This window comes from Streptomyces sp. NPDC015139 (assembly GCF_043079785.1).
Classification (GTDB): Bacteria; Actinomycetota; Actinomycetes; order Streptomycetales; family Streptomycetaceae; genus Streptomyces; species Streptomyces albidocamelliae.
This window is the reverse complement of sequence record NZ_JBIBUW010000001.1, coordinates 826773-852550: the sequence shown is the minus strand read 5'-3', so window position 1 is coordinate 852550 and position 25778 is coordinate 826773. Positions and strand designations below refer to the sequence as shown.

The 25778-nt window shown below is 74.8% G+C and carries 20 protein-coding genes; 11 read left to right on the top strand and 9 right to left on the bottom strand.

What is annotated here, in order from left to right; translation table 11 throughout:
• Positions 1 to 12 precede the first annotated feature (12 nt).
• On the top strand, positions 13 to 300 hold the full coding sequence (locus ACF08B_RS03780) for a DUF1232 domain-containing protein (protein ID WP_093472464.1): 288 nt from the start codon (positions 13 to 15) through the stop codon (positions 298 to 300).
• A 72-nt stretch (positions 301 to 372) separates the two neighbouring features.
• Here ACF08B_RS03780 and ACF08B_RS03775 read toward each other — a convergent pair whose 3' ends face one another.
• The gene (locus ACF08B_RS03775) at positions 373 to 1581 is read right to left on the bottom strand and encodes a hypothetical protein (protein WP_392315884.1); all 1209 of its coding nucleotides are present in this window, start codon (positions 1579 to 1581) and stop codon (positions 373 to 375) included.
• Between the two features lie 151 nt (positions 1582 to 1732).
• Positions 1733 to 2776: an AraC family transcriptional regulator gene (locus tag ACF08B_RS03770; RefSeq protein WP_392315883.1), complete on the bottom strand. Its 1044-nt coding sequence runs from the start codon at positions 2774 to 2776 to the stop codon at positions 1733 to 1735.
• 355 nt (positions 2777 to 3131) lie between these two features.
• Between ACF08B_RS03770 and ACF08B_RS03765 the strand changes: the two genes are divergently transcribed.
• The 4 genes from ACF08B_RS03765 to ACF08B_RS03750 all read left to right on the top strand — a co-directional run bounded on the left by ACF08B_RS03765 (position 3132) and on the right by ACF08B_RS03750 (position 10733).
• A complete protein-coding gene (locus tag ACF08B_RS03765) occupies positions 3132 to 3833 on the top strand; it encodes a histidine phosphatase family protein (RefSeq protein ID WP_392315882.1) in 702 nt (233 codons plus the stop codon).
• Positions 3834 to 4000: 167 nt separating this feature from the next.
• A complete protein-coding gene (locus ACF08B_RS03760; RefSeq protein ID WP_392315881.1) occupies positions 4001 to 6577 on the top strand; it encodes a SpoIIE family protein phosphatase in 2577 nt (858 codons plus the stop codon).
• A gap of 10 nt (positions 6578 to 6587) precedes the next feature.
• A complete protein-coding gene (locus tag ACF08B_RS03755) occupies positions 6588 to 9323 on the top strand; it encodes a SpoIIE family protein phosphatase (RefSeq protein WP_392315880.1) in 2736 nt (911 codons plus the stop codon).
• Between the two features lie 78 nt (positions 9324 to 9401).
• The gene (locus ACF08B_RS03750; RefSeq protein ID WP_392315879.1) at positions 9402 to 10733 is read left to right on the top strand and encodes a tetratricopeptide repeat protein; all 1332 of its coding nucleotides are present in this window, start codon (positions 9402 to 9404) and stop codon (positions 10731 to 10733) included.
• 12 nt (positions 10734 to 10745) lie between these two features.
• Here ACF08B_RS03750 and ACF08B_RS03745 read toward each other — a convergent pair whose 3' ends face one another.
• Together ACF08B_RS03745 and ACF08B_RS03740 are read right to left on the bottom strand one after the other, a co-directional pair.
• Positions 10746 to 10982 carry a hypothetical protein gene (locus tag ACF08B_RS03745; RefSeq protein WP_392315878.1) on the bottom strand — a complete coding sequence of 79 codons (237 nt, stop codon included), beginning with the start codon at positions 10980 to 10982 and terminating at the stop codon, positions 10746 to 10748.
• Between the two features lie 133 nt (positions 10983 to 11115).
• Positions 11116 to 12954 (bottom strand): glycoside hydrolase family 15 protein, encoded by a 1839-nt coding sequence (locus ACF08B_RS03740; protein WP_392315877.1) that lies wholly within the window; start codon positions 12952 to 12954, stop codon positions 11116 to 11118.
• A 197-nt stretch (positions 12955 to 13151) separates the two neighbouring features.
• Between ACF08B_RS03740 and ACF08B_RS03735 the strand changes: the two genes are divergently transcribed.
• On the top strand, positions 13152 to 13358 hold the full coding sequence (locus ACF08B_RS03735) for a hypothetical protein (protein WP_093472476.1): 207 nt from the start codon (positions 13152 to 13154) through the stop codon (positions 13356 to 13358).
• A 62-nt stretch (positions 13359 to 13420) separates the two neighbouring features.
• On the opposite strand, the gene ACF08B_RS03730 is transcribed toward ACF08B_RS03735, so the two are convergent.
• A complete protein-coding gene (locus ACF08B_RS03730; protein ID WP_392315876.1) occupies positions 13421 to 14569 on the bottom strand; it encodes a molybdopterin-dependent oxidoreductase in 1149 nt (382 codons plus the stop codon).
• A gap of 133 nt (positions 14570 to 14702) precedes the next feature.
• Between ACF08B_RS03730 and sthA the strand changes: the two genes are divergently transcribed.
• Positions 14703 to 16109 (top strand): Si-specific NAD(P)(+) transhydrogenase, encoded by a 1407-nt coding sequence (sthA, locus tag ACF08B_RS03725; RefSeq protein ID WP_093472480.1) that lies wholly within the window; start codon positions 14703 to 14705, stop codon positions 16107 to 16109.
• Positions 16110 to 16224: 115 nt separating this feature from the next.
• Here sthA and ACF08B_RS03720 read toward each other — a convergent pair whose 3' ends face one another.
• Positions 16225 to 16701 (bottom strand): DUF5709 domain-containing protein, encoded by a 477-nt coding sequence (locus tag ACF08B_RS03720; RefSeq protein WP_392315875.1) that lies wholly within the window; start codon positions 16699 to 16701, stop codon positions 16225 to 16227.
• A gap of 216 nt (positions 16702 to 16917) precedes the next feature.
• On the opposite strand from ACF08B_RS03720, the gene ACF08B_RS03715 reads away from it, so the two are divergent.
• The gene (locus tag ACF08B_RS03715; RefSeq protein ID WP_392315874.1) at positions 16918 to 17676 is read left to right on the top strand and encodes a phosphatase PAP2 family protein; all 759 of its coding nucleotides are present in this window, start codon (positions 16918 to 16920) and stop codon (positions 17674 to 17676) included.
• Positions 17677 to 17701: 25 nt separating this feature from the next.
• Here the strand turns inward: ACF08B_RS03715 and ACF08B_RS03710 are convergent, their stop codons facing one another.
• On the bottom strand, positions 17702 to 19201 hold the full coding sequence (locus ACF08B_RS03710) for a DUF2142 domain-containing protein (protein WP_392315873.1): 1500 nt from the start codon (positions 19199 to 19201) through the stop codon (positions 17702 to 17704).
• Between the two features lie 111 nt (positions 19202 to 19312).
• On the opposite strand from ACF08B_RS03710, the gene ACF08B_RS03705 reads away from it, so the two are divergent.
• Complete coding sequence (locus tag ACF08B_RS03705; protein ID WP_392315872.1) at positions 19313 to 19696, top strand: BlaI/MecI/CopY family transcriptional regulator; 384 nt, start codon at positions 19313 to 19315, stop codon at positions 19694 to 19696.
• Positions 19697 to 19784: 88 nt separating this feature from the next.
• Here the strand turns inward: ACF08B_RS03705 and ACF08B_RS03700 are convergent, their stop codons facing one another.
• Both ACF08B_RS03700 and ACF08B_RS03695 read right to left on the bottom strand, forming a co-directional pair.
• Positions 19785 to 22127 carry a glycoside hydrolase family 65 protein gene (locus tag ACF08B_RS03700; protein WP_392315871.1) on the bottom strand — a complete coding sequence of 781 codons (2343 nt, stop codon included), beginning with the start codon at positions 22125 to 22127 and terminating at the stop codon, positions 19785 to 19787.
• A complete protein-coding gene (locus ACF08B_RS03695; RefSeq protein ID WP_392315870.1) occupies positions 22124 to 22864 on the bottom strand; it encodes a beta-phosphoglucomutase family hydrolase in 741 nt (246 codons plus the stop codon). The genes ACF08B_RS03700 and ACF08B_RS03695 overlap by 4 nt, the downstream gene beginning before the upstream one ends.
• A gap of 85 nt (positions 22865 to 22949) precedes the next feature.
• On the opposite strand from ACF08B_RS03695, the gene ACF08B_RS03690 reads away from it, so the two are divergent.
• Positions 22950 to 23639, top strand: coding sequence for a nucleoside/nucleotide kinase family protein (locus tag ACF08B_RS03690; protein WP_392315869.1), 690 nt, complete (start codon positions 22950 to 22952; stop codon positions 23637 to 23639).
• A gap of 292 nt (positions 23640 to 23931) precedes the next feature.
• A complete protein-coding gene (locus ACF08B_RS03685; RefSeq protein ID WP_392315868.1) occupies positions 23932 to 25731 on the top strand; it encodes an ArnT family glycosyltransferase in 1800 nt (599 codons plus the stop codon).
• Positions 25732 to 25778: the final 47 nt, after the last annotated feature.

Here is a 25778-nt window from a genome sequence, read left to right as displayed (position 1 = left end):
GGAGGAGGCCCGATGGACACCACCACGACCCTGATCGTGGTCGCCGCCGCCGTCGCCGCGGTGCTGCTCGCGGTGGCCGTCGGCCTGCTCGTGCGGCTGGTGCGGGCACGGCGCACGCTGCGGCGGGCCGGACTGCCGACGGGGCCCCGCTGGGTCTTCTGGGGCGCGGTCGCGTACCTGCTGCTGCCCACCGATCTGCTGCCGGACCCCGTCTACCTGGACGACATCGGCGTCCTGCTCCTCGCGCTGCGCAGCCTGCGCGCGGCCCGTCCCCTGCCGCCCGACGTCACCGGCGCCTGATCGCCGGCCGGCGCGCCGTACGCCGGCGCCCGGCCCGCCCCCGAGGGGCCGGCCGGGCGCGGACGGAAGGGGTCATCGGCTGCCGTCGGCCCCTGCGCCGCCCGTCGTCAGCGCGGCCGCCAGGACGGCCAGCGCCGCCGCCGCGGCCGCCGCGGCCGCGGTGCCGGCGAGCCAGGAGGGGGCCAGGGTCCCGTCCCACAGCCGGGAGATGCCGCGCGGGCCGAACCGCCCCGCGAGCAGCTGTCCGACGGCGAGCACCGCGGTGACGCCGACGGCGGCCGTCGCCGCCACGAGCCGGGCCTGCGCCGCCCGCGCGGGCAGGGTGAGGGCCAGCAGCATGCACAGTGCCGCGACGACGATCGTGCTGCCGAGGACGCCCTGGGACAGTCCGGTCCAGTAGCGCGGGGCGTGCGCCACACCGCACAGGAACACCAGCAGCGCGGCGCCCCGGGCGGTCCACAGAGGGGCCGGGACCGTCCGGTCGTCCGGGGAGCCGCTCGCGGCGCGGTCCCCCGGGGCGCGGTCCCTGGCGGGCCGGGGCCGCAGGGAGCGGACCGTCACGGTGAGGGACTTGGCGGGCCGGGGCTGCTCGGCCCCGGCTTCCGCCGGCCGGGGCGGCGCGCCGGCCTCCTGGGGTGCGGGTACGGCCGCTGCCGCCGCGACGGCGAACGTGGGCAGGTGCCGGGTCTGCTCGGGGGCCGGGGGCTCGGGCAGCGGGCTCTCCTGCCGGGTCCGCTCGGCGGCCAGCCGGCTGATCAGCTCGGCGAGTTCCTCGACCGGCCGGCTCACCGCGGCCGCCCGTACGGCCGCCTGCCCGCAGCGGCGCTCCGCCGGATTGCGGTGCAGCAGCTGCATCAGCAGGGTGACGTCCTCCAGGGAGCGGCGCTCGGCGGCGGCACGGAGCACCTGGTCCGCGCTGTCGGACTCCCGGGACGGCTCGGTGAGCAGGGCCACCAGGCGGGTGACGTCCTCCACGGACCGGTCGACCCCGGCCGCACGCAGTGCGTCGGCCGCGGTCCGCGCGTGTTCCGGCGAACGCTCCAGCAGCGTGATGAGCTGGGCGACGTCCTCCACGGGGCGGTCGGCGACGGCCGCGTGGACCAGCTGGTGCAGCGGATCGCCGGGGAGCGGGTCCTCCGGGTGGAGGACGCCCGGGAGCTGCTCCGGCGCCGGTGCCGGCCAGCCGAGCAGCTGGGGGTACGGCGTGGGGACGCCGGTGGCGGCCGGTGCGGGCGATATGAGGGAGTCGTCGGGACGAGGGGACGAAGAGCGGGTGGTCATCTCGGCTCCAGGGGAGGATGCGACCGCACCGGCGCCCCCGCGTGCGGCGCGCGGCATTACGTGTCCATTACTAGGAGCGGGCACGTGGCCCCGCCACCCGGACGCGGCAGCGGTGTGAGCCCGTCGGGGTGAGCCTGCGGGCGAGGCGGGCTCAGCGCGAACGCAGGGTCTGCGACGGGAGTTCACCGAACCGGGCCCGGTACTTGTCGGCGAAGCGGCCGAGGTGACCGAAGCCCCAGCGGTAGGCCACGTCGCTGACGGTCGTGGCCGCCGGGTCGGCGCTCAGCAGCTCGTCGCGGACCCGTTCCATGCGGACCTCCCGCAGATACCCCATGGGGGTGGTGCCGGTCTGGCGGCGGAACACCTCCTGGAGCCAGCGCGCGCTCACTCCGCCGACCTCGGCGAGTTCCGTGGTGGTGAACGGGTGTTCGGGGCGGGCGCGGATGACCTCGACCACGCGTTTGACCGGGCGTGCGAAGCCGTGCGGCGCCGGCCGGTCCAGGGCCTCCCGCCAGGGGTGGCCGGTGGCCAGGAGCAGCCCGGTGAGCAGCGAGTCCTGGAGTTCGGCGGCGAGCAGCGGCTGGCGCAGCAGCCCGCGGTCGTCGTCGATCTCGTCGGTGACGAGCCGGACGAGCCGCGCCCAGCTTCGGCCGGGTCCGGCGGTGAGGTCCATGGTGGGCGCGAGCCGCAGCGGGGCGCGCAGCGAGTCGCCGACGAGCAGCTCCAGGTGCCGGACGAGGGCCTCGGGGGCCACCTTGACGGCGAGCAGCCGACAGGCGCCGTCCCACCGCTCCAGGGTGGTCCGGCCCTCGGGCTGGAAGACCGCGGCCCGCTCCGGTGTGGCGAGCCGGGTCTGCTGGGCGCCCTGCCGCCAGGCAAGCCGGCCGGTCAGGGGCAGGTCCACGTGGTAGGCGCCGAGGTCCTCGAAGCGCATGCGGACGTCGGCGCCGCAGCACAGCTCGCCCACGGTGAACGGGCCGAGGCGGGCCATCGAGAAGTCGGTGTCCAGCGGGCGGCGGGAGTCCAGCAGATCGATGCGGGGGTCGTAGTACATCGTGCCGATCGCGCTGCGCGCCTCGTCGAGATCGGCGGTGCGCAGCGCCAGTCGGGCGGGGGCCGGGCCGGTGCGGTCGCGGGACCGGGCTGGGGCGGGGGCCGGGCCGGTGCGGGCGGCGGACTCGGCGTTCTCGGCCACGGGTCGCGGCTCCTCTCGTCGCCCGGCGGCGCCCCACCGCTTCCGGGACGGCCGCCGGGCCCCGCACGGCATGGTCGTCGACCTCGTACCCGTGGGCGGGTCCGCGCCAACCGCGCTCCCCGCGCGGGTTTCGCGGAGACGGGACGGGCGCGTCTCCACGGAACGGGGTCGGCCGGGTGGCCGGATCGCGCCGGACGGTCGGCGGGTGCGTTCCGGACACCCGGCCTATGTCGCCGGGGGGTGGCGTTCGCCAATGCTGGAGCACATGAGTCACGAGGCGGCACCGGCCCGTTCGCTCGGGTTGCCCCAGCCGCTCCACCGGTCTGGCGACCGGGCCAAGGAGGAGGTCGGTCTTATGGCGATCCGGCTCACGTTCGTGTGCGCGCCCGGTGGTGACGCCACCCTGGGTCCACTCCTCGGTGACGCGCCGCTGAGCGAGCAGGGCCTGCGCATGGCTCGCGCCGCTCGTGCGGCCCTCCCCGCCCATGCGACGGCCGTCCGGGCGCCCTCGGTGCGCTGCGCGCAGACCGCCGACGCCTTCGGCGTGACGGCGGCGGCCGAGCCCGAACTGCGCGACGTCGACCTCGGTGCCTGGTGCGGCCGTACCGTCGGCGACCTCGCGGCGACCGACCCCGACGGGTTCACCGCCTGGCTCACCGACCCGGACGCGGCACCGCACGGCGGCGAGTCCGTGCGCCGCTTCTGCCGCCGTACCGCGAACTGGCTGCGCGACCTGCCCTCCGACACCGGCTCCGCGCTGGCCGTCACCGAGGCGGCCGTGGTCCGGGCCGCGCTCATCCATGCGCTGGCCCTGCCGGAACGCAGCTTCTGGCACCTGGCCGTGCCGCCGCTGTCCGCGGCCACCCTCACCCGGCGCGGCGGTGGCTGGGACGTCGGGTTCGGCCATGTCACGCCCCGCAAGGACCAGCGATGGGTCCTCTCACGGTCGGCGACCCTGGTGTGCACGGACGGCGACCCGTTCGCCGCGACCGCCCGCGTGGGCGGCGCGCCCCGGCCGGGCATCTCCCGGGAAACGGTCCACGCCGGCTCCGACTAGCCGCTGACCGGCGCTTTTCGGTACGGCACCCGACACGGCCCGCGTTCCCGCCGCCGCCCCCGCGACGCGGGCCCGCCACTCCCCTCCGCCCAGGTGCGTTCCGTGGGCTTCCTGGCGCATTCTTGCTGTGTCATCCTTCCGGAGGCGCACGGGACGAGGTAGGGCCGATGGCTGGGAGCGGCGAGCAGGCGGTCCGCACGCGGGCCCGGCTGGCCGCGCTGCTGACCGACGCCTCGGCCGCCGCGCTCGGCGCGGCCGGCGGCCGGGTCGCGGGCGTGTACCTGCGTTCCGGCACCCCGCGCCTGCTGCGTCTGTCGGTGCTGGTGGGACTCCCCGGCCGGCTGTTCAGACCCTGGTGGCGGCTGCACGTGGACCGGCCCTTCCCGGTGGCCGACGCGTACCGGCTGGGCGTGCAGGTGGTGCTGCCGAACGCCACGGAGACGATGCGCAGGTACCCCCAGCTCGCGGCGGGTCTCCCCTTCCCCTTCGGCTCGGTGTACGTGCCGGTGCCGGGCGGGGACGAGCCGCTGGGCGTCCTCACGGTGCTGCGGCCGGCGATGACCGAGTCCGTGGACGAGCTGCTGGACCGGGAGCTGCTCGGGCGGCTGGCCGAAGGGCTCGGCGCCGAACTGCTCGGACTGGCCGACGGGGACCCGGACGCGGTCCTCTGGGACGCGGAGCCCCTGTGCGTGCGGCCGCCGGTGACCCCGCCCGCGAGTGTCGCCGTGGGACGGTTCGACTGGAACCCGGCGACCTCCGCGGTCCGCGCGGACGACCGGCTGCACACACTGCTCGGTCTGCGGCCCGGGGAGTTCGAGGGGACGGACAGCGCGCTCGCGGACGCCGTGGCCCCGGCCGACGCGCACCGGATCCTGGCCGCGCTGCGCGAGACCGCCGAGGGCAAACCACCGGGCGCCCCGCTCAGCCTGCGCTCGCCGGACGGCACACCGCGGCTGCTGGACCTCTGCCCGGCCGCGGTCGACGGTGCGGCGCCGACGGTCGGCGGAGTCGTCTTCGACCCGGGTCCGGCCGCCGCGGCGGAGGGCGCCGCCGACCTGCTGCCGCACGGTGTGCTCTGCCTGGACCGGCTGGGGCTGATCGTGTACGTCAACGAGGCCGCGGCCGGGCTCATGGGCCGCGGCCGGGACCAGCTGCTCGGGCGGGAGCTGTGGGAGGTCGTGCCCTGGCTGTCCGGGCCGCCGTACGACGACCATCTGCGCGGTGTCCTGGTCTCCGCGGACCCGGTGCACTTCCACGCGCACCGGCCCGCCGCCTCGTCGGAGGAGGCCGGTGAGGGCGACTGGCTCGCGGTGTCCGTGCACCCCGGCACGGACCTGCTGGCCTGCACGCTCGTGCCGGCCAGCCGGATGGACGCGCCGGTGGGGCCGGTCGCCGACGTCCACGTGCCCGAGGACCCGGTGGCGGGCGGCCACTCGCTGGAGCCGCTGTACCGGCCGATCGCCCTGGCCATCGCGCTGACGGACGCGGTGACCGCCCGGCAGGTCTCCGCGGTGGTCATGCAGGAGCTGCTGCCCGCGTTCGGCGGCCGTCGCCTCGCCATCTACCTGCTCCAGGAACGGCACCTGTACCTGGCCTGGGAGACGGGCTTCCCGCAGGGGTTCCTCGCCCCCTTCGAGGGAATCGGGCTCGACGCCCACCTGCCGGGTGTGGAGACCCTCACCACGGGCCGGCCGCTGTTCTTCGAGTCCATGGAGCAGCTGGCGGCGGCCTATCCGGGCATCCCGCTGGACGCCGACGAGGGCGCCCGCGCGTTCCTGCCGCTGATCGCGTCCGGCCGGCCGGTCGGCTCCTGCATCCTCGGCTTCGAGGGGGCACGCGGCTTCAGCACCGAGGAGCGCACGGTGCTGACCGCGCTGGCCGGGCTGATCGCACACGCCATGGAGCGGGCGCAGCGCTACGACAGCGAGGCGGCCCTGGCGCGCGGGCTGCAGCAGGCGCTGCTGCCGCGCCGGCTGTCGACGCACCCGCGGGTGGAGACCGCGGGCCGCTATCTGCCGGGGACGCAGGGCATGGACGTGGGCGGCGACTGGTACGACGTCGTCGAGGCGGGTGACGGGCTCGCGCTCGTCATCGGCGATGTGCAGGGGCACGGGGTGCAGGCGGCGGCCACCATGGGCCAGCTGCGCAGCGCGGTCCGGGCGTTCGCGCTGGGCGACCGGCCGCCGGACGAGGTGCTGAGCGGGACGAACCATCTGCTGATCGACCTCGACCCGGGCCAGTTCGCCAGCTGCTGCTACCTGCGGCTCGACCCGGTCACCGGGGTCGCCCGGATGGCCCGGGCGGGCCACCCGCCGCCGCTGCTGCGCTCCCCCGACGGACGGACCCGGGTGCTGGACATACCGGGTGGGGTGGTCCTCGGGGTGGATCCGCACGCCCGGTACCCGGTGACGGAACTGCCGCTGGAGCCGGACGCGATCCTCGCGCTGTACACGGACGGGCTGGTGGAGCGGCCCGGCACCGACATAGACGACGGCATCGCGGCCCTGCGGGTGCGGCTCGCGCGGGCCGGTGCGGTCGCCGGCCGGCGCGGCGGACGGTCGCTGGCGGGCGTCGCCGACCGGCTCACCGCGAACGCCCGGCACGCCGCCGACCGGCCCGACGACGTGGCGCTGCTGCTGGCCGCCCGCCGCGCGGCACCCTCGCAGGGCGGTGGCCGCACCTCGACCCGGTCGGGGGCGGTCTCCCCTGCCGACGGTCTCGCCCGACGGCGCCGGGCAGTGTAGACATGGGCACATGGTGCGACTGCCCGGCCGGCCCAGGCCGCCCCGTCCCTCCGGGCACCCGCGCGCACCACGGCGGCCGAAGCCGGAGGACGAACACGTGAGGGGCGGCCGGTGGCCCGGGAGACTGCGGGCGGCGGTGACCGGGCGCAGTGTGGCCGGTCAGGTGTTCGTGCTCCAGGTGGTGATCGTGCTGCTGCTGGTCGTCGCGGCCGTGGTGGCGCAGGTGCTCCAGGTGCGGCACGACAGCGACGTCGAGGCGGCGAATCGTTCCCTCGCCGTGGCCGAGACGTTCGCGAACGCGCCCGGCACGGTGGCCGCGCTGCGCTCACCGGATCCGACGGCCCTCCTGCAGCCGAAGGCCGAGGCCACGCGCGAGGCGACCGGCGTGGACTTCGTCGTCGTGATGAACACCGACGGCATCCGTTACACGCATCCCAAGCCGGACCGCATCGGCAAGAAGTTCGTCGGCGACATCGCCCCTGCCCTGGCCGGCGGCACGGTCGTCGAGCACATCGAGGGCACGATCGGCCCGCTGGTGCAGGTCGTGGTGCCGGTGAAGGACGCTGCCGGCAAGGTGGTCGGCCTGGTGTCGTCCGGGATCACCACCGCCCATGTGGGCGGGGCGGCCGACCAGCAGCTTCCGCTGCTGCTGGCCGCGGCGGCGGCGGCGATGGCGCTGGCCACCGCGGGCACCGCCCTGGTCAGCAGACGCCTGCTGCGCCAGACGCACGGGCTGGGCCCGAACGAGATGACCCGGATGTACGAGCACCACGACGCGGTGCTGCACTCGGTGCGCGAGGGCGTGCTGATCGTCGGCGGCGACGGCCGGCTGCTGCTCGCCAACGACGAGGCGCACCGGCTGCTCGACCTGCCGCACGACGCCGAGCGGCGCAGTGTGCTGGAGCTGGGCCTGGACGGGGAGACGGCGGCGCTGCTGGCGTCGGGACGGGTCGTCACCGACGAGGTGCGGCTGGTCAAGGACCGGCTGCTGGCGATCAACCAGCGGCCCACCGATCTGCGCGGCGGCCCGGCGGGCAGCGTCACCACGCTGCGCGACTCCACCGAACTGCGCGCCGTGGCCGGCCGCGCCGAGGTGGCGCGCGAGCGGCTGAACATGCTGTACGAGGCCGGAGTGGGCATCGGCACCAGCCTGGACGTGGCCCGGACGGCGGAGGAGCTGGCCGAGCTCGCGGTGCCCCGGTTCGCGGACTTCGCGACGGTGGACCTGTTCGACGCGGTACTGAAGGGCGAGGAGCCGAAACCCGGGACGGCGCTCAGGCGCACGGCCTGCGCGGGCCTGCGCGAGGACGCCCCGCTGTACCCGGTGGGGGAACGCATCCGGTTCGTGGCCACCTCGCCGCAGGCGCGGAGCCTGACGACCGGGCAGTCGGTGGTGGCGGCCCGGCTGCGCGACGCGCCCGGCTGGCGGGCGCAGGATCTGGAGCGCACGGACCAGGTACTGGGGTACGGCATCCACTCGCTGATCACGGTGCCGCTGCGGGCGGGCAGCCTGGTGCTGGGGGTGGCGAACTTCTGGCGTGCGGAGAAGCCGCAGCCGTTCGACTCCGAGGAGCTGGCGCTCGCCGAGGAACTGGTGGCGCGGGCGGCGATCTCCATCGACAACGCCCGCCGCTACACGCGCGAGCACAGCATGGCGGTCACCCTGCAGCGCAGTCTGCTGCCGCGGTCGCTGCCCGAGCAGGGTGCCCTGGACATCGCCTACCGCTATCTGCCGGCGCAGTCGGGCGTGGGCGGCGACTGGTTCGACGTGCTGCCGCTGTCCGGGGCCCGGGTGGCGCTCGTCGTCGGCGATGTGGTGGGGCACGGCCTGCACGCGGCGGCGACCATGGGCCGGCTGCGCACGGCCGTGCACAACTTCTCCGCCCTCGATCTGCCGCCCGACGAACTCCTGGGTCTGCTGGACGAGCTGGTGGCGCGGATCGACCTGGACGAGACCCCGGAGGAGGATGCCGCCGTGGTCACGGGCGCGACCTGCCTGTACGCGGTGTACGACCCAGTGTCCCGGCGGTGCACCATGGCCCGGGCCGGTCATCCGCCGCCCGCGCTGGTGCGTCCCGACGGCAGTGTGGAGTTCCCGGAGATGCCGGCGGGGCCGCCGCTGGGGCTGGGCGGGCTGCCGTTCGAGACGGCCGAGCTGGAGCTGGCGGAGGACAGCCGCCTGGTGCTGTACACGGACGGACTGGTGGAGGACCGGGAGCGGGACATCGACGAGGGTCTTGAGCTGCTGGGCGACGCCCTGCGCCGTACGCCGGGCGCCACCCCGGAGGAGACCTGCCGCACGGTGCTGGACCGGCTTCCGAACCGGCCGAGCGACGACGTGGCCCTGATCGTGGCCCGGACCCGGGTCCTCGGTGCGGACCGGGTGGCCCAGTGGCAGGTGCCGTCCGAACCGGCGGCCGTCTCCGAGGTACGGGCGTCGGTGACCCGGCAGCTCGCGGACTGGGGTCTGGAGGAGCTGGCGTTCACGACCGAGCTGGTCCTCAGCGAGCTGGTCACCAACGCCATCCGGTACGGGCGGGCGCCGATCGGCGTACGGCTGCTGCGCGACCGGACGCTGATCTGCGAGGTCTCCGACCGCAGCACGACCTCGCCGCATCTGCGGTACGCGGCGAGCACCGACGAGGGCGGCCGGGGCCTGTTCCTGGTGGCGCAGCTCGCCGACCGGTGGGGCACCCGCTACACCCCCGAGGGCAAGATCATCTGGGCGGAGCAGCCGCTGCCCTGAGCCTCCGGCCGGCCGACACCGCACCCCTCCCGGCAAATGTGTTGAGGACACGACAGCCCACGGGTGATGATCTCCGGCATGTTCTCGCGCAGGAACCGCCCGCCCAAGTCCCCCGAACTCCGCAAGGCCTGGGACTCCCTGGAATCCGGGGACGTGCCCGGCGCGCTGCGCCTCCTGCGGGCGGCGGGCGAGGACCAGCCGCTCGCCCAGGTCGCCCAGGTGGTGCGGCGGGCCGCGGACTCGGCCGGCTTCGACGACCTCGCCGAGGCCGCCGCCACGCTCGCCGCCGACCCGGACAGCCCGAGGGCCCTCCACGGCTTCGGCTACGCGTGCGTCGAGCGCGGGGTGTCCCATCTGGCCGTCCCCGCGCTGCGCGAGGCGCTGCGCCGCAGCGAGGGCTCGCCCGCCGTGCTGCGGGAGCTGGTGTCCGCGTACGAGGACGAGGGCCGCCACCGCGACGCCGTGGACGCGCTCACCCGCCAGGCCGAGAGTCACGCGGAGCGGTTCGCCGACTGGCCGGACCGGTATCTGCTGGTGTTCAACGCCGTGATGGCGGGCGAGCTGGAGCGGGCCCGGCGCGGCCACGCGCTTCTGGGCGCCCCGCAGGACGAGGTGTGGCTGCCCGCCCGGGACCGGCAGGACCGGGTGCTCGCGCGGGCCGCCGACGCCGAGCGGGCGGCCCCGCTCGACCCGTCCGATCTGCGCGGCTGGCAGTACGTCATCAGCGGCACCGTCCTCGGCACCCTCTCCCCGTACGGCTTCGCGTCGGGCATGAACGGGCGCTACGCCTGGCTCCAGGACGACGTGAACCAGTGCCTGCGCGGTCTGCTGCGGCTGCGCGCGCTGCTGGAGGCGGCGCGGGCCCGGCCGCGCTCGGTGTCGCTGCTGCCCGACCGCGACTCGGAGATCCTGGGCCTGGCCGCGGCGGAGGTGCTGGGGCTGCCCGCCGAGCCGTTCGAGCCCGGCCGCCCGGACACCGTGGCCGTCGCCTACGACCTCGACGGGCTCGCGGCGCACGACGGCGGCCCGGAGATCGTCGGGGACCTCTTCGAGCGCGTGCCCGGCCAGGTGCTGCACGCGCACGCGAGCTGCTGGACCGACCCGCCCGCGATCACCGCGGACAGTGTCGGCGTGCTGCACCAGTCGATCGTGGCGCCCTGGGGCGAGCAGCTGCGGCAGGGCGCGGACGGCGGCGTCGAACGGGGTCCGGCGGACGCCCGTCCGGCGGCCGAGATCGCCGCCGGAATCGTCGCGGCCGACCCCGCACCGGACCACGGGGACGGCGAGGGCCCGGCGGACACCGACGCGGAGTTCACCGCGTTCGCCACGGCCGTCAGGGGCACCTGGCTGTGCGGCGATCGGGCGCGTGTGCGGTCCGCCGGGCCCGTCCCGAGTTCCCGGTTCGCCTGAACGGGGCGGCGGTCAGCCGCCGTTCAGCCGCGAGCGCAGCAGCTGCTTGCCGATGTCGGCGCCCTTGCGGCTGTCGGCCTGGGCCTTGCGGAACAGGTCCACGACCTCGCTGTCCTTGTCGCGCTCGGCGTCCTGGATGTACTGCTCCAGACGCAGCGCGTTGCTCAGGCACGCCTCGACGTACCAGATCAGGTTGTAGTCCTTGTCGCGGGTACCGGTGACATGGCCGGTCTCGCTGGTGCTGGTCATCCGGGGTCTCCTTCTCCTGTGACCCTGAGCCGTTGGAGTCTTCGGACACCCCGGGTACCCGTGCGGGACCCGCGGACACACCGGAGCGGGCCCCGCCCGGCGGACACCGGCGGGGCCGGAGAGCGGGGACGGATCAGCCGAGGGCGCGGTCCAGGTTGAACGCGGCGCTGATCAGTGCCAGGTGGGTGAACGCCTGCGGGAAATTGCCCTGTTGCTCGCCGGTGCGGCCGATCTCCTCGGCGTACAGGCCGAGGTGGTTGGCGTAGGTGAGCATCTTCTCGAAGGCCAGCCGGGCCTCGTCGACCCGGCCGGCCCGGACCAGTGCCTCGACGTACCAGAAGGAGCAGATGGAGAAGGTGCCTTCGTCGCCCCGCAGTCCGTCGGGGCTGGCCTGCGGGTCGTAGCGGTAGACGAGGGAGTCGGAGACCAGGTCCTCGGTGAGGGCGTCCAGGGTGGACAGCCACTTGGGGTCGGTGGGGGCGATGAACTTGGCGAGCGGCATCATCAGCAGGGAGGCGTCGAGGACGTCACCGCCCTCGTACTGCACGAAGGCGTTCCGGCGCTCGGACCAGCCGCGGTCCATGATCCGCCGGTAGATGGCGTCGCGGGCCTCCCGCCAGCGCCGGTGGTCGGCGGGCAGCCCCCGGTGGGTGGCGAGGCGGATGGCCCGTTCGATGGCGACCCAGCACATCAGGCGCGAGTACAGGAAGTTCTTGCGGCCGCCGCGGGTCTCCCATACGCCCTCGTCCGGCTGGTCCCAGTTGTCGCAGACCCAGGTGACCAGGTGGCAGACGTCGTCCCACTGCCCGCTGGGGATGGGCTGGGCCCACTTGTCGTAGAGGTAGATGGAGTCGATCAGGGCGCCGTAGATGTCCAGCTGGAGCTGGCCGACGGCGGCGTTGCCGACCCGGACGGGGGCGGAGCCCTGGTGGCCCTCCAGGTGCGGCAGGATCCGCTCGGGCAGGTCGGAGCGGCCGTCGATGCCGTACATGATCTGCAGGGGGCCGGTGCCGTCCTCGCAGCCGGGGCTGATGTGCGTGGTGAGGAACCGCATGAACGCCTCGGCCTCGCCGCTGAAGCCGAGCCGGAGGAGCGCGTACACGGCGAAGGCGGCGTCGCGCACCCACACGTACCGGTAGTCCCAGTTGCGCTCGCCGCCGAGCTGCTCGGGCAGGCTGGTGGTGGGGGCGGCGACGATGGCGCCGGTGGGCGCGTAGGTGAGCAGTTTGAGGGTCAGGGCGGAGCGGTGCACCATCTCGCGCCAGCGGCCCCGGTAGCGGGACTGGTGCAGCCAGCGCCGCCAGTAGGCGACCGTGGCGTTGAACTGGTGCTCGGCCTCGGCGTGGGCGCAGCCGCGCGGGGAGAACCGGCCGTCGACCTGGTCGAGGGCGAACACCGCGGACTCGCCCTCGCCGAGCTTGAAGTCGGCGCGGGCGTCGAGGCTGTCGCACTCCAGGGCGACGGTCGAGGTGAGCGCCAGCGAGCTCCCGGTCGACTCGAACATGACGAGGCCGTCGAGGGTGCGCAGGGTGTGCCGTACGGCGCCGTAGTCGAAGCGCGGGGCGACCAGCACCCGGAAGGGGACCGTGCCGCGGACGCACACCACCCGCCGGATCAGCCGGTGGCGGCCCTCCTCGCCCGGGCCGCCCCCGGCGACCGGCATGAAGTCCTGGACCTCGCCGACGCCGTCCTCGGTGAAGAACCGGGTGATCAGCACATTGGTGTCGGGGAAGTAGAACTGCTTGGTGCGCGACGGCACGGAGGCGGCCAGTTCGAAGCGGCCGCCGCGCTCGACGTCGAGGATCGCCGCGAAGACGCTCGGGTCGTCGAAGGACGGGCAGCAGTACCAGTCGATCGTGCCGTCGCTGCCGACCAGGGCCACACTGCGCAGGTCACCGATGAGTCCGTGCTCGGCGATCGGCAGGTAGCGGGGCCTGTGGGGTGCGTGCGCGGAAAACGGCATCTCGGCCATCGCGGCCTCCCGGTACGTGATGCGGGTGTTTTCCAGCTTAGGAGCGAGTGCATCCGTGTGGCGTGGGCAGGCGTTCCGCACCCGCCCCCGAGGTGCTTCCGGATGCAGGGTGCGCCCGGGCGGGGAATGGTGAGAGTGTGCCCCATTTCGCAAGGCACCGGCACGGATGCGGTCATCCGGACCGAGGAGGAGGCATCATGTCGACATCCACACCCGAAGGATCCCGGTCGTCCGACGACCACTGCACCCCGGACGCCCTGCTCCACTCCGCTCCCTCGAGGGACATCTCCCCGGAGGACCTGGTGATGGCGGCGGGCAGGGACGTCACCCCGAAGACCCTCGACTGGGCGCGTCGCAAGCTGGAGGCGGAGGGCCACGCAGCGATCGAGAAGCTGCTGCCCTAGGGCCGTCCGGGGAAGGCAGAGCAACGGGGAGACCGGCCGGGCGAGGCAGCGCCCGGCCGGCGTCATGACCGCGGCCGGGCGCCGTCGGCGACGGTGTCGGCGCACACCACGCGCACCCACCGCACCGCGTTGTTGGCGAAGCCGCCGCGGTTCCACCGCTGGCCGAGGGGCTGGACGCGGCCGTCGGTGTCGACGGCGCGCGCGGCGAGGTCGCGGTCGCCCGGGGTGGCGAGCCAGGTGGTACGCCAGGACCGCCATGCCCAGCGGTTCCGGGGGGTGGCCGGTTCGAGGTCGGTGGGCTCCCAGCTCACCCCGCCGTCGGCGCTGACCTCCACCGCCGCGACGGGAGCCTGTCCGGACCAGGCCCGGCCCTCCAGCGTCACCGGCCCCGGCCGCACCGTGCGGGCCCGGGACATGAAGTCGGGGAAGCCGGGCGGCACCAGCAGGGCACGCGGCGCGATCCGGGTGACCGGTTCGCCGGGCTCGTCGGCGGTCTGCCGCAGACGGTAGGCCACCGTCTGCTGGAAGCCGTCGAACGGTGTGTCGCTCACGGTGACCGAGCGCAGCCATTTGACGTGGGCCATGCCGTACCAGCCGGGCACGATCAGCCGCAGCGGGCGGCCGTGCTGCGGGGGCAGCGGGGCGCCGTTCATGGTGGTGGCCACCAGTACCTCGGGGTCGCCCCCGGTCGCGACGGCGAGCGGCAGCGCGCGCCGGTAGTCCTGTTCGACACCGCGTTCCACGCCGTGGTCGGCGCCGGTGAAGACGACGTCCACGGCGTCCGGCTCGACGCCGGCCTCCGCGAGCAGCAGCCACAGCGGCACCCCGGTCCAGTCGGCGGTGCCGACGGCCTCGACCAGCCAGGGCTGGCTGACCGGGCGGGGGGTGAGCAGGGCCCGTCCGTTGCCCGCGCACTCCAGGGTGACCCGTGTGGTGACCTGTGGGAACGACAGCAGGTCGGCGAGGCTCAGGTCGAGCGGACGGCGCACCCGCCCGTCGACGGTCAGCCGCCAGGCGCCGGCCTGCGGCACGTAGGGGATGTCGTAGTGCGTGAGGACGTAGTGCAGGCCGGGCGGGGTGATGTCGTAGCGCATGGCCTCCAGCGGGAGTCCGTGGTTGCGGGTGGCGAGCGCGAGTTCGTCGGCGCCGATGCCCTCTTCGGGGCCGGCCAGCCGGGCGGGGGCGCTCACGTCGGCGGTTCGTGGGCCCATGGGCTCATTGTGCGCCCGGCGCGCGGTCCCGGCGAGGAGAACGGGAGCCGACGGCAACTCGGGGGCGCGCGCGGGGATTTCGGCGGCGGCCGTTCCCTTCCGCGGACGGGCGGACGGCTGGCACACTCCCGGGATGCCCGACTTCGCATTCGACATGCTCGTCATCGGATCCGGACCCGGTGGCCAGAAGGCCGCCATCGCCGCGGCCAAGCTGGGCCGCCGGGTCGCCGTCGTCGACCGCGCCGACATGCTCGGCGGGGTCTCCCTGCACACCGGCACCATTCCCTCGAAGACCCTGCGCGAGGCGGTGCTGTACCTGACCGGTCTCACCCAGCGGGATCTGTACGGGCAGAGCTACCGGCTCAAGGAGGACATCACCGTCGCCGACCTGACCGCGCGCACCCGGCACGTGGTCGGACGCGAGGTGGACGTCGTCCGCAGCCAGCTGGCCCGCAACCACGTGACCCTGTACTCCGGCACGGCCCGCTTCACCGACCCGCACACGGTCGCCCTGTCCGAGGCGTCAGGCCGGGAGCGGCTGATCGGTGCCGAGCACGTGGTCATCGCCACCGGCACCCGGCCGGCCCGCCCGGCCAGCGTCGAGTTCGACGGGCGGACCATCATGGACTCGGACAACGTGCTCTCCGTGGAGCGGGTGCCGCGTTCCATGGTGATCGTCGGCGCGGGCGTGATCGGCATGGAGTACGCGTCGATGTTCGCCGCGCTGGGCAGCAGGGTGACCGTCGTGGAGAAGCGGCCCGGCATGCTGGATCTGTGCGACGTCGAGATCGTGGAGTCGCTGAAGTACCACCTGCGGGACCTGGCCGTCACCTTCCGGTTCGGGGAGACCGTGGCCGCCGTGGAGCGCCACCAGCGGGGCACGCTCACCGTGCTGGAGAGCGGCAAGAAGATCCCCGCGGACACGGTGATGTACTCGGCGGGCCGGCAGGGGCTCACCGACGACCTGGACCTGGAGCGGGCGGGGCTCGCGGCGGACCCGCGCGGGCGGATCGCGGTCGACGAGAACTACCGCACCGAGGTGCCGCACATCTACGCCGTCGGGGACGTCATCGGCTTCCCGGCGCTGGCGGCGACCTCCATGGAGCAGGGCCGGGCCGCCGCCTACCACGCCTGCGGGGAGCCGGCGGGGCGCATGCACCGGCTCCAGCCGATCGGCATCTACACGATCCCGGAGATCAGCTTCGTGGGCCGCACCGAGGACCAGCTCACCGAGGACCGGGTGCCGTTCGAGGCCGGCGTCGCCCGGTACCGGGAACTGGCCCGGGGACAGATCATCGGCGACTCCCACGGCATGCTGAAACTGCTGGTCTCCCCCGAGGACCGCACCCTGCTCGGGGTGCACTGCTTCGGCTCCGGCGCCACGGAACTGATCCACATCGGCCAGTCCGTGATGGGCTGCGGAGGCACGGTGGACTATCTGGTGGACGCGGTCTTCAACTATCCGACGCTGGCGGAGTCGTACAAGGTGGCGGCGCTGGACGCGACGAACCGGCTGCGCCAGATCGAGCGGCTGGACTGAGCGGCTGGACCAGGGGTCTCGGTCGGGTTCGCCCCGGGTCGTCCGCTACGCCGGGGGCGAATCCGGGGAAGCCGACGGGAGGCCCGGGGTGGGGCCGCTCCCGTCGGCCCGGGGGTCAGGGTTCCTCCTCCACCACGTGGACCGCCGCCTCCTCCGCGCCCGCCGCTCCCCCGTCGATGCCGACGTCGTCGGCGACCGCCTCCTTGACGGTGTCCGGGTGGGCGCCCTCGTCCGGGGCCACCAGACGGCCCGCGCGGGACGCGCCGGCCTCGGGGTCGACCGGCTCGCCCTCGCCGCCGGGCAGGTCGCCGACCTCGTCGACGGCCGGCGCGTCCACGTCCGGGACCTCCTGGCCGAGCCGTTCGTCCAGAGTCTCGCCCTCGTGCTGCTCGGCGGCGGTGGTGCCGTGCTTGGTGACGCCCAGCGGCCGTTCGGGCGGGGAGTAGCCCTCGTCGAGGATGTCGTCGTACGAGCGCTCGCCGACCGCGTCCTGGAGGTCCAGGGGTCCGGCGTCCTCCTGTTCCTCGTTGGTACCGGTGGGCTGGTAGGCGTCGTCCGCCATCGGGGTCTGCTCCGACTGCTGGTCGCTCATCGTCGCCTCCTTCTCGGCTCGCGGGCGGTCCCGGTCCGCGTTTCCCGCAGCGGGGTCATTAACCCCGCGAGCCCGGGAACGGATCAGTCGGCGGACCGCCCGGCCGGCCCGCCGCCCCCGGTCCACTCCTGACGAGGGAAAGCCTCGGGCTTCGACTACAGTGCAGTAGTCGGTCTACACATGTGTAGTCAAGTTCGAAGGGCCGCTGCGAGCGTCATGAATCGGAAGAAGGTCGCGGAGACGGCGGGTGCCGGAGCCCTGGGCGCCTGGCTCGCGTTCGGCGTGCTCGCGGGGGTGGTGGCGACGCACCACCACGGCGCCCCGCTCCCCCTCGACCAGGGGCTGCTGACCTGGTCCGTCGGGCACCGCCCGCCCATGGCGGTGGCGGTCGCCCGCGGACTGACCGTCACCGGCACAGGGGTCGTCCCGTACGTGCTGGCGGTGGTGGCCGGGCTGATCGCGGGCCGCGGCGCCCGGCAGCGACTGGTGGCCGTGCTGCTCGCCGTGGGCTGCCTGAGCATGGGCCAGAGCCTGCGGTACGCGGTGATGAACCTGGTCGCCAGGGCCCGGCCGCCGCAGTACGAGTGGCAGACCCACGCGTCGGGCTGGTCGTTCCCGTCCGGGCACACCACGACGGCCGCGCTGACGGCCGGACTGCTGATCACCGCCCTGTACCTGCGGTCCCCGCACGGGCGGACCGCGGTGCGCCTGGCGGTCGCGTGCTGGGGGGCGGCCGTCGGACTGACCCGTGTCTTCCTGGGCGTGCACTGGTTCACCGACGTCGTCGGCGGCTGGCTGTTCGCCCTCGGCTGGCTCGGGGTCCTGCTGTGGGCGGCCGCCCGTCTGCTGCCCCCGCGCTTCGTGCCCGGCGATCAGGAACCGGCCCCGGACCCTTCCGAGGGACCGGGCGGCGCCCCGCCGGGCGGACGGGGGCCGCGTGACTCCCGGCACGAAGGACGGTCGCGCCCCGCCTGACCCGGCGCACCGGGCCGCGGTGCCCTCATCGGTCCGCGGCGGCTCCGGCCCCCGGTACGACGTAGTACGACCGCACCTTCCCCGCGGGTGCCGACGGCCAGTCGCGGGCGTAGCGGGGTGCCCGGGTGCCCCCGGCCACGAGCACGGCCACCGGGACACGCCGGGCGGTCCGGACGATGCCGGCCGTGGTGGCGTTGGCGTTGTGCCCCTTCGTCGCGGCCGAGGAGCAGCCGGCGTAGAAGGCTACCGGGATGGCCTCGTGGCCGGTGAGCAGGCACGGCGGCCGCACACCGAGGCCGTGCAGGGCGGACGCGGTACGGGACCAGGCGCGGTGGGAGGCGGTCGTGCGGTCCACCGTGTCCCGCAGCACGGCCAGCTGTACCGCCAGGTGGGCGGCGAGGCCCAGGCAGAGCAGGGTCACGGCCAGGGGACTCCAGGTCCGGCGCGGGCCGCTCACCGGGCGGCAGAGCACGTCGGCGACCGGGACCGCCAGCAGGGCGTAGGCCGGGAGCAGGAAGCGGGGTGCCGCGTAACCGATCAGGAACAGGTACGGGAAGGCGGCGGTCGCCGCGCAGGCGAGCGGCACGGCCGTGGCCGCCGTACGCCGGGCGCGGACCGCGACGGCCAGCGCGAGCACGGCGAGCACCGGCAGCGTGAACCACCACACGGCGACGACCGGGGTCGGCAGCTCCCCCGTGCAGGGCCGGCACAGGGCCCGCCCGCCCATGCTGCGCAGCTGGTCCACGACGGCGAAGTGCCAGCCGAGGCCGCCCTGGATCGCCGAGCCGTCGGAGAGCCGGCGGCCCAGGCCGCCGTAGCGCGCGTACGCCTCGACGACCCATTCCGCGGCGCCTGCCGCGAGCCCCGCGAGCAGCACCCACAGCGTCCGCCGCCGGCGGCGCGGCAGGCCGAGGGCGAGGAGCGGCAGGACGGCCCAGACGGCGTCCACGGGCCGCATCAGCGCCATGAGGGCTGCGCACGCCGCCAGACCCCACAGGGCGGGACGGTCGGTACGGTCGGCCAGGGCGCGCAGGAAGCAGGCGACGGCGGCCAGGGCGCCCACGGCGACCCAGTAGTTGGGCATGGCCTGCGGGCCGTAGAACAGCGTCACCCACAGGGAGGCGAACAGGGTGCCCGCGACGGCGAGCACGCGGACCGGGAACAGGCCGAGCCAGGTCCGCAGGGCCAGGAACAGCCCGAGTCCGGAGAGGACCGCGAGGTAGACGCGCAGCAGGGCCGTCGAGGACGACCAGGAGGTGACGGGCGCGACCAGCAGGGAGACGCCCCGGGCGCGGGGTGCGCTGAAGAAGGCGGCCGGCGCGTGCGCGCTGACCTGGCTGACGTACACCGTCTCGTCCCAGCCGAGGCCCATGCCGGGCCGGACCAGCAGCAGTTGGGCCAGGGTGAAGGCCGCGGCGACGGCCGCGAGCGGTGCGAGGGCCCGCGGGTCCCGGGCGCGCCCGGAGGGGCGTCGTGGGCGCTCGCGGCGCAGTCCGGCGAGTGGGGCGTACGCGCTGCCGGCCATCGTCACCTTTCCGCCGCGGGCGCAGACAGCGACAAACTAACGTAATCCGGAAGCACTCGCCGACCGGGAGGGGCCTCCGGCCGGCGGCCCTACGCGCTGTAAGGTTGGCCTATGGCTGGCACAGGGTCCCGCGGCAGAGCGGAGCGGCGCAGCGCCGGTGAGCTGGAGAGCGAGGTCCTGGCCGCCCTCTGGGCCACCGAGCGGCCGCTGACCCCGGCGGAGATCCAGACCGGCATCGGCGGCGGACTCGCGTACAACACGATCCACACCATCCTCAAACGTCTGTACGACAAGGGGCTGGTGCTGCGGGACGCCGACGGACGGCGCGGCGCGTACCGGCCGGCGAAGAACGCGGCGGAGCTGACGGCCGAGGCCATGCACGACGCCCTGCACCGGGGCCCGGACCCGGTCGCCGCGCTCCAGCACTTCGTCACCGGGCTGAGTGCGCAGGACGCGCGGGCGCTGCGCGAACTCCTGGCCGGACAGGACGAATGAGGCCGGTGCCGTAGGAGCACGGGCCGTCCGGGGGTGCGGGCGGCGGGCGCGCCCGCCGCCCGCACCCCTCGCACCACCGCCCCGGGGCTCAGCAGCCGTTCGGCGCGCGGTGCGGCGGCTGCTGGGGGGTGGGCCGGGAGACGGCTCGCGGCACGGTCCGCACGGCCGGCTCGTCGGCGCTCACCGTCAGCGGTTCGCCGTGGTGGTGCAGGGTGAGCGGCGGACCGTCCAGGAGCTGGTACGTCGCCTTGTCGGCACCGATGTCCACGCGCAGCCGGCGGCCGCGGAACTGCACGTTGAACGCGAGCCGGCTGAGCCGCTCGGGCAGGCGGGGCGCGAAGCGCAGCCGGTCGCCGTCCCGCCGCATGCCGCCGAACCCGGCCACGAGCGCCATCCAGGTACCGGCCAGCGAGGCGATGTGCAGCCCGTCCCGGGTGTTGTGCTCCAGGTCGTGCAGGTCCATCAGCGCGGCCTCGGTGGTGTAGTTCCAGGCCAGCCCGAGGTGACCGGCCTGGGCGGCGATGACGGCCTGGCAGCAGGCGGACAGGGAGGAGTCCCGGACCGTCAGCGGCTCGTAGTAGGCGAAGTTACGGGCGATCTGCTCGTCGTCGAACAGGTCCCCGCAGGTGTACATGGCGAACACCAGGTCGGCCTGCTTGACGACCTGCTTGCGGTACAGGTCGAAGTACGGGAAGTTCAGCAGCAGCGGGTACTGGTCGGGCCGCGTGCCGTCGAAGTCCCAGCGCTGGTACCGGGTGAAGCCCGCGTGCTGTTCGTGGACGCCGAGCTCGTCGTTGTAGGGCACGTGCATGGCCGCGGCGGCGTCCCGCCAGGCCGCGCCCTCCTCCTCGCCCACGCCGAGCCGTTCCGCCTCGTGCGGGTGGCGCTCGACGGCGTCGGCCGCCGTGAGCAGGTTCCGCCGGGCCATGAGGTTGGTGTAGGTGTTGTCGTCGGCGACCGCGCTGTACTCGTCCGGGCCGGTGACGCCGTCGAGGTGGAAGACGCCGTGGCTGTCGTGGTGGCCCAGCGACCGCCACAGCCGGGCCGTCTCCACCAGCAGCTCCACGCCGACCTCCCGCTCGAAGGCGGTGTCGCCGGTCGCCTCCACGTACCGGACGACCGCGTCGGCGATGTCGGCGTTCACGTGGAAGGCCGCGGTGCCGGCCGGCCAGTACGCCGAGCCCTCCGAGCCGGCGATGGTGCGCCACGGGAAGGCGGCCCCGACGTGGCCGAGCTGGGCGGCGCGTTCCCGGGCCTCGTCCAGGGTGTTGTGCCGCCAGCGCAGCGCCTCGGCGACCGCCGCGGGCGCGGTGTGGGTGAGCAGGGGCAGCACGAACATCTCGGTGTCCCAGAACGCGTGTCCGTCGTAGCCGGACCCGGTCAGGCCCTTCGCCGGGATCGCGCGCTGCTCGGCGCGGGCCCCGGCCTGCAGCACGTGGAACAGCGCGAACCGGACCGCCTGCTGGATCTCCTCGTCGCCCTCGACCTCGACGTCGGCGCGGGCCCAGAAGTCGTCCAGGCAGCGCCGCTGGTCCGCCAGCAGCCCCTGCCAGCCGTCGTGCGCGGCGGCCGCGAGCGCCGCGTCGACCTGGTCGGCCATCGCGGGCAGCGAGCGGGTCCCGGACCAGCCGTGCGCGACCAGCTTCTCCAGCCTGAGCGTCTGCCCCGGCTCCAGGACCGAGGTGACGGTCAGCCGGGCCACGTCGATGCCGCTCTCGCTGCGGGTCGTGGTGCGCTCCGGGCCGCTGACGGCGTGGTCCGCGGCGACGGCCACCCGGAGGCCGCTGCGCCGGGTGCGGTGCACCAGCCGCAGCCGGTTGCCCGAGGCGAAGCCGTCCTCCTGCTCCAGCGGCGACTTCAGCGCGATCGCCGCCCGCGGGTCGCCGTTGGGCTCCGGCAGGCTCTCGTTGGCGACCAGTTCCGACTGGATCACCACCCGGCTGCGGCTGCCGACGGCCTCCACCTCGTAGGCGACGGCGGCCACCGCCCGCTGGGTGAGCGACACCAGCCGGGTCGAGCGGACCCGGACCGTCGAGCCGGCCGGGGAGGTCCACTCGCAGGTCCGCTCCAGCACCCCGCGGCGCAGGTCCAGCACCCGCTCGTGGGACACGAGCCGCCCGTAGCGCAGGTCGAACGGCTCGTCGTCCACCAGCAGCCGGACGACCTTGCCGTTGGTGACGTTGATGACCGTCTGGCCGGACTCCGGGTAGCCGTAGCCGGCCTCCGCGTACGGCAGCGGATGCACCTCGTGCACACCGTTGAGGTAGCTGCCGGGCAGGCCGTGCGGCTCCCCCTCGTCGAGGTTGCCGCGCCAGCCGACGTGGCCGTTGGACAGGGCGAACACCGACTCGCTCTGGGCGAGGACGTCCAGGTCGAGGGCGGTCTCCCGGACGGTCCACGGCTCCACGGCGTACGACCGCTCGGTGATCACTGCTTGCCTCCCAGCTCGGCCAGGTCCTTCACGACGACGCTGGCGCCGTGCGCGTAGAGGGCGTCGGTCTGCCCCACGCGGTCCAGTCCGACGACGTACCCGAAACCTCCCGAGCGGCCCGCGTCCATGCCGGCCAGCGCGTCCTCGAAGACGGCCGCCCGGGACGCCTCGACGCCGAGGTCGCGGGCGGCGGCGAGGAAGGTGTCGGGGTGCGGTTTGCCCGGCAGGTTCCGCTCGGCGGCCACCACGCCGTCGACGCGGACGTCGAAGAAGTGCTCGGCGCCGACCGCGCGCAGCACGTCCCGGCAGTTGGCGCTGGAGGAGACGATCGCCGTGCGCAGTCCCGCGGCGCGTACCGCCTCCAGATAGCGCAGGGTGCCCTCGTAGGCCTCCACGCCGCCGGTGCGGATCTTCTCCAGGAGCAGGTCGTTCTTGCGGTTGCCGAGTCCGTGGACGGTGCGGGCGTCGGGCGGGTCGCCGGGGGTGCCCTCGGGCAGACGGATGCCGCGCGAGTCGAGGAAGGCGCGGACACCGTCGGCGCGGGGGCGTCCGTCGACGTACTCGTCGTAGTCGGCGACCGCGTCGAACGGCCGTCCCTGTTCGCCGTCGACGTCGCGCAGGAACGCGTCGAACGTCTCCTTCCAGGCGGCCGCGTGCACCACCGCCGTCCTGGTGACGACCCCGTCGAGATCGAAGAGGCAGGCCTGGATGTCGTCGGGCAGACCGAGCTGAGTCATACCCTGCACTGTTCCCCGCCACGCGCCGTCCAGTGGGTGGCACACGCCACATGTTCGCCGGATCGCGGATGACACACTGTGCGGTGTGCCGCTGACCTTCGACGCCCTCCTGGCCCGCGCCCGCGGCCTGACCGCCGACGGCACGCGTGCCGTCCTCGGCATCGCGGGCGGCCCGGGATCGGGCAAGACGACGCTCGCCGAGCACCTGGTGCGTGCCCTCAACGCCCAGGGCCCGGCCCGCGCGGCGCACGTCCCGATGGACGGCTTCCACCTGGCCGACGCCGAGCTGGACCGGCTGGGCCTCAGGGACCGCAAGGGCGCGCCGGACACCTTCGACGCGGCCGGGTACGCGGCGCTGCTGCGCAGGCTGCGGAAGGACACCGACGAGGTGGTGTACGCGCCCGGCTTCGAGCGGGTGCTGGAGCAGCCGATCGCCGGCGCGGTCCCGGTGCCGCCGGCCGCCAGGCTGGTCGTCACGGAGGGCAACTACCTTCTGCTGGAGCAGGGTTCGTGGGCACGGGTGCGGCCGTGCCTGGACGAGGTGTGGTACTGCGAGATCGCCGAGGACGAGCGGATCCGCCGACTGGTCGCCCGCCACGAGGAGTTCGGCAAGGACCCGGAGGCCGCGCTGGCCTGGGTGCTGGGCACCGACCAGCGCAACGCCGATCTGACGGCGACCACTCGGCACCGGGCGGACCTGCTGGTGACGGCCGACGCGCTGCCGGCGCCGCGCGCCGTGCGGGACCTCCGGACCGCCGGTCCGGGGCAGGCGTGAACGGCCCTCCCGTCGACGGCGGGCATGCAACGGGCCCACGGGGGGCGCGAGTCGGTGACCCGGTGTCCGGTGCCGACGGCGGACCGGTGGCGCCCGTCCGCCGCGGTGTCCTCGCCGGCAGGTGAACCGCTACCGGCCGCGGGCCGTATCCGTGGGCACGGCAGAGGGTCTGCCGGGTACGACGCGTGCGGCGGAGACGGCCGCGACGCCGGAAGCGATGCGACGGTGGGGCCGTGTACCGGCCGTCGAGCGCTCCCGCCGGCGCACGGCCGGTGCCACCGCGGGGCGGATCATGGCACACGAAGAGCACGCGGTCCTCACCCGTGGGACCGCCGTGGCGGGGCCCGCACGGCCGGCACCGGGGGACCCGTCAGCCCGGCCGCGCCGCCACCGGCGGTGGCTCCCGCCGCTGCTGGTGGCGCTGCTGCTGGCCCAGATGGCCGCCGCGATGGTGACCACCGCCGTGCGGCAGACGCCCACGATCGACGAACCGGTGTACGTGGCGACGGCCACCGACTACCTCCGTGAGCACCGCCTGCGCTACAACCCCGAGCACCCGCCGCTCGGCAAGCTGCTGATCGCGGCCGGCGTGGCGGTGGCCGACCCGGTCTACGACCCGTCGTACACCGGCACCCAGGGCGACGTCGGGCGGCACCTGCTGTACGAGTCGGGCAACGATCCCTGGCGGCTGATGCTCTGGGCGCGGCTGCCGGTGATCGCGCTGACCCTGCTGTTCGGGCTGGTGGTCCTCGCGTTCGCACGTGAGCTGACGGGGACGGCGGGCGGGCTGATGGCGCTCGCCCTGTACGCCTTCTCCCCCGACGTGATCGCGCACGGCTCCCTGGCCACGCTGGACGTGCCGGCGGCGGGGTTCGTGCTGACGTCGGCCTGGCTGTCGTGGCGGGCCCGGCAGCGGCCGCTGGTGTACCTGCCGCTCGCGGGGGCCGCGCTGGGGGCGGCCGTGGCGACCAAGATGAGCGCGCTGCCGGCGGTACCGGTGCTGATGGCGCTGGCGGCGGTGTCGGTCCTGGCCGCGGGGCGGCGGGAGGCGTCACCGCCGGGGCCCGGGGACGAGGGCGCGGAACGCCGGCGGGCGGCGGTGCCACGGATCCTCGGCCGGTGGCGGGCGCTGCTGCCGGGACCCGGGGGCGCCGGAGACCCTAGGCGGGCGGTGGTGCCCGCGCTCGTCGGGGCGGCCCTGGTGGGACTGGCCGCGCTCGCCGTCGTCTGGGTCTCCTACCTGGCCGTCGACCCCCGTCTGCGGTTCGCGCCCGCCGAAGCGGTACCGGCGCTGCACGGGCTGCGCGGGCACGTGGTGGACCTGCTGCCCGTGCCTCCCGCGTACCGGGCGGGCATGCGGGTGCAGTTCGGCCTGGAGAAGTACCCGTGGCAGGGCTATCTGTTCGGGCACCTGTACACCGGCTCGCTCTGGTACTACCTGCCGGCCGCCCTGCTGGTGAAGACGCCGCTCGGGCTCCAGGCGCTGGGGGCGGCCGGCGCGGTCACGGCGGTGGCGCTGCGGCGGCTGCGGCCCGCGGCGCCGTACCTGCTGCTGCCCCCGCTGGTGCTGCTGGCGGTGGCGATGACGGGCGCGCGGGACTTCGGCACCCGCTACGCGCTGTTCGTGCCGATGTTCCTCGCGGTGGCCGCGGCCTGCGTGCCGCGGTCGCGACGGCGGTGGCCCGCGCTCGCGGCCGGCGCCCTGGTGCTGTTCGCGGCGGTGAGCTCCCTGCGGACGTTCCCGTACTACCTGCCGTACGCCAACGAGGCGTTCGGCGGACCCGGGCGCACCCATCGTCTGCTGCACGACTCCAACGTGGACTGGGGGCAGGATCTGGGCAGGCTCGCGGACCGGCTGCGGCAGCGGTACCCGGGCGAGCGGGTCTGGCTGGTGTACAAGGGCAGCGGTGTGCCCTCCTACTACGGCATCCACGCCGACGACCCGCGCAAGGTGCCCGGGGAGCGGGTGCACGGGCTGCTGGTGGTGTCGGACTCGGCGGCGGCCAAGGCACGCGGCCGGCTCGCCGAACTGATCGACAGCAGTAGGCCGGTCGACGAGGTGGGCCATTCGATCACCCTGTACCGGCGGTGAGCCCGGCACCTTCAACCCCTGGTCACGACGGTCGGTGAGCTATGTTG

What these genes read in the sequence shown, in the direction of transcription:
- ACF08B_RS03755 (WP_392315880.1), top strand. Translation starts at nt 6,588, where the DNA reads ATGGTGCGACTGCCCGGCCGGCCCAGGCCGCCCCGTCCCTCCGGGCAC.
- ACF08B_RS03745 (WP_392315878.1), bottom strand. Translation starts at nt 10,982, where the DNA reads ATGACCAGCACCAGCGAGACCGGCCATGTCACCGGTACCCGCGACAAG.
- ACF08B_RS03695 (WP_392315870.1), bottom strand. Translation starts at nt 22,864, where the DNA reads ATGACTCAGCTCGGTCTGCCCGACGACATCCAGGCCTGCCTCTTCGAT.
- ACF08B_RS03760 (WP_392315881.1), top strand. Translation starts at nt 4,001, where the DNA reads ATGGCTGGGAGCGGCGAGCAGGCGGTCCGCACGCGGGCCCGGCTGGCC.
- ACF08B_RS03765 (WP_392315882.1), top strand. Translation starts at nt 3,132, where the DNA reads ATGGCGATCCGGCTCACGTTCGTGTGCGCGCCCGGTGGTGACGCCACC.
- ACF08B_RS03705 (WP_392315872.1), top strand. Translation starts at nt 19,313, where the DNA reads ATGGCTGGCACAGGGTCCCGCGGCAGAGCGGAGCGGCGCAGCGCCGGT.
- ACF08B_RS03685 (WP_392315868.1), top strand. Translation starts at nt 23,932, where the DNA reads ATGGCACACGAAGAGCACGCGGTCCTCACCCGTGGGACCGCCGTGGCG.
- ACF08B_RS03750 (WP_392315879.1), top strand. Translation starts at nt 9,402, where the DNA reads ATGTTCTCGCGCAGGAACCGCCCGCCCAAGTCCCCCGAACTCCGCAAG.
- ACF08B_RS03780 (WP_093472464.1), top strand. Translation starts at nt 13, where the DNA reads ATGGACACCACCACGACCCTGATCGTGGTCGCCGCCGCCGTCGCCGCG.
- ACF08B_RS03775 (WP_392315884.1), bottom strand. Translation starts at nt 1,581, where the DNA reads ATGACCACCCGCTCTTCGTCCCCTCGTCCCGACGACTCCCTCATATCG.
- ACF08B_RS03735 (WP_093472476.1), top strand. Translation starts at nt 13,152, where the DNA reads ATGTCGACATCCACACCCGAAGGATCCCGGTCGTCCGACGACCACTGC.
- ACF08B_RS03720 (WP_392315875.1), bottom strand. Translation starts at nt 16,701, where the DNA reads ATGAGCGACCAGCAGTCGGAGCAGACCCCGATGGCGGACGACGCCTAC.
- ACF08B_RS03710 (WP_392315873.1), bottom strand. Translation starts at nt 19,201, where the DNA reads ATGGCCGGCAGCGCGTACGCCCCACTCGCCGGACTGCGCCGCGAGCGC.
- sthA (WP_093472480.1), top strand. Translation starts at nt 14,703, where the DNA reads ATGCCCGACTTCGCATTCGACATGCTCGTCATCGGATCCGGACCCGGT.
- ACF08B_RS03740 (WP_392315877.1), bottom strand. Translation starts at nt 12,954, where the DNA reads ATGGCCGAGATGCCGTTTTCCGCGCACGCACCCCACAGGCCCCGCTAC.
- ACF08B_RS03715 (WP_392315874.1), top strand. Translation starts at nt 16,918, where the DNA reads ATGAATCGGAAGAAGGTCGCGGAGACGGCGGGTGCCGGAGCCCTGGGC.
- ACF08B_RS03730 (WP_392315876.1), bottom strand. Translation starts at nt 14,569, where the DNA reads ATGGGCCCACGAACCGCCGACGTGAGCGCCCCCGCCCGGCTGGCCGGC.